General features: G+C 56.6%; 1 rRNA gene. It reads right to left on the bottom strand.

The window, feature by feature from the left end:
* Positions 1-25 precede the first annotated feature (25 nt).
* Positions 26-2,362 (bottom strand): 23S ribosomal RNA (locus ACFWYE_RS30965); the annotation flags it as partial.

Here is a 2,362-nt window from a genome sequence, read left to right as displayed (position 1 = left end):
CCCAACACAGTGGACGCGAGCAACTGAGGACAAGCCCTCGGCCTATTAGTACCGGTCAACTCCACCCGTTACCGGGCTTCCACATCCGGCCTATCAACCCAGTCGTCTACTGGGAGCCTTAACCCCTCAAGGGGGTGGGAATACTCATCTCGAAGCAGGCTTCCCGCTTAGATGCTTTCAGCGGTTATCCCTCCCGAACGTAGCCAACCAGCCATGCCCTTGGCAGGACAACTGGCACACCAGAGGTTCGTCCGTCCCGGTCCTCTCGTACTAGGGACAGCCCTTCTCAATACTCCTACGCGCACAGCGGATAGGGACCGAACTGTCTCACGACGTTCTAAACCCAGCTCGCGTACCGCTTTAATGGGCGAACAGCCCAACCCTTGGGACCGACTCCAGCCCCAGGATGCGACGAGCCGACATCGAGGTGCCAAACCATCCCGTCGATATGGACTCTTGGGGAAGATCAGCCTGTTATCCCCGGGGTACCTTTTATCCGTTGAGCGACGGCGCTTCCACAAGCCACCGCCGGATCACTAGTCCCGACTTTCGTCCCTGCTCGACCCGTCGGTCTCACAGTCAAGCTCCCTTGTGCACTTACACTCAACACCTGATTGCCAACCAGGCTGAGGGAACCTTTGGGCGCCTCCGTTACCCTTTGGGAGGCAACCGCCCCAGTTAAACTACCCATCAGACACTGTCCCTGATCCGGATCACGGACCGAGGTTAGACATCCAGCACGACCAGAGTGGTATTTCAACGGCGACTCCACAACCACTGGCGTGGCCGCTTCAAAGTCTCCCACCTATCCTACACAAGCCGAACCGAACACCAATATCAAGCTATAGTAAAGGTCCCGGGGTCTTTCCGTCCTGCTGCGCGAAACGAGCATCTTTACTCGTAGTGCAATTTCACCGGGCCTATGGTTGAGACAGTCGAGAAGTCGTTACGCCATTCGTGCAGGTCGGAACTTACCCGACAAGGAATTTCGCTACCTTAGGATGGTTATAGTTACCACCGCCGTTTACTGGCGCTTAAGTTCTCAGCTTCGCCACGACGAAAGTGACTAACCGGTCCCCTTAACGTTCCAGCACCGGGCAGGCGTCAGTCCGTATACATCGCCTTACGGCTTCGCACGGACCTGTGTTTTTAGTAAACAGTCGCTTCTCGCTGGTCTCTGCGGCCACCCCCAGCTCACCGTGTAAAACGGATCACCAGTCGTGGCCCCCCTTCTCCCGAAGTTACGGGGGCATTTTGCCGAGTTCCTTAACCACAGTTCACCCGAACGCCTCGGTATTCTCTACCTGACCACCTGAGTCGGTTTAGGGTACGGGCCGCCATGAAACTCGCTAGAGGCTTTTCTCGACAGCATAGGATCATCCACTTCACCACAATCGGCTCGGCATCAGGTCTCAGACTATGTGTCAGGCGGATTTGCCTACCTGACGTCCTACACCCTTACCCCGGGACAACCACCGCCCGGGCTGGACTACCTTCCTGCGTCACCCCATCGCTCACCTACTACAAGTCTGGTCCGTCGGCTCCACCACTTCCCTTTCCCCGAAGGGTCCGGAACGGCTTCACGGACTTAGCATCGCCTGATTCGATATTGGGCGTTTCAAAGCGGGTACCGGAATATCAACCGGTTATCCATCGACTACGCCTGTCGGCCTCGCCTTAGGTCCCGACTTACCCTGGGCAGATCAGCTTGACCCAGGAACCCTTAGTCAATCGGCGCAAACGTTTCTCACGTTTGTATCGCTACTCATGCCTGCATTCTCACTCGTGAACCGTCCACAACTCGCTTCCGCGGCTGCTTCACCCGGCACACGACGCTCCCCTACCCATCCATACTCCCGTTGGGGATATGTGTATGAATGACACGACTTCGGCGGTACGCTTGAGCCCCGCTACATTGTCGGCGCGGAATCACTTGACCAGTGAGCTATTACGCACTCTTTCAAGGGTGGCTGCTTCTAAGCCAACCTCCTGGTTGTCTCTGCGACTCCACATCCTTTCCCACTTAGCGTACGCTTAGGGGCCTTAGTCGATGCTCTGGGCTGTTTCCCTCTCGACCATGGAGCTTATCCCCCACAGTCTCACTGCCGTGCTCTCACTTACCGGCATTCGGAGTTTGGCTAAGGTCAGTAACCCGGTAAGGCCCATCGCCTATCCAGTGCTCTACCTCCGGCAAGAAACACACGACGCTGCACCTAAATGCATTTCGGGGAGAACCAGCTATCACGGAGTTTGATTGGCCTTTCACCCCTAACCACAGGTCATCCCCCAGGTTTTCAACCCTGGTGGGTTCGGTCCTCCACGAGGTCTTACCCCCGCTTCAACCTGCCCATGGCTAGATCAC

The sequence above is a fragment of the Mesorhizobium sp. NPDC059025 genome (genome assembly GCF_042739655.1).
Taxonomy (GTDB): Bacteria; Pseudomonadota; Alphaproteobacteria; order Rhizobiales; family Rhizobiaceae; genus Mesorhizobium.
Note: the sequence above shows the minus strand (reverse complement) of the source record. Positions and strands in the feature narration are given on the sequence as shown.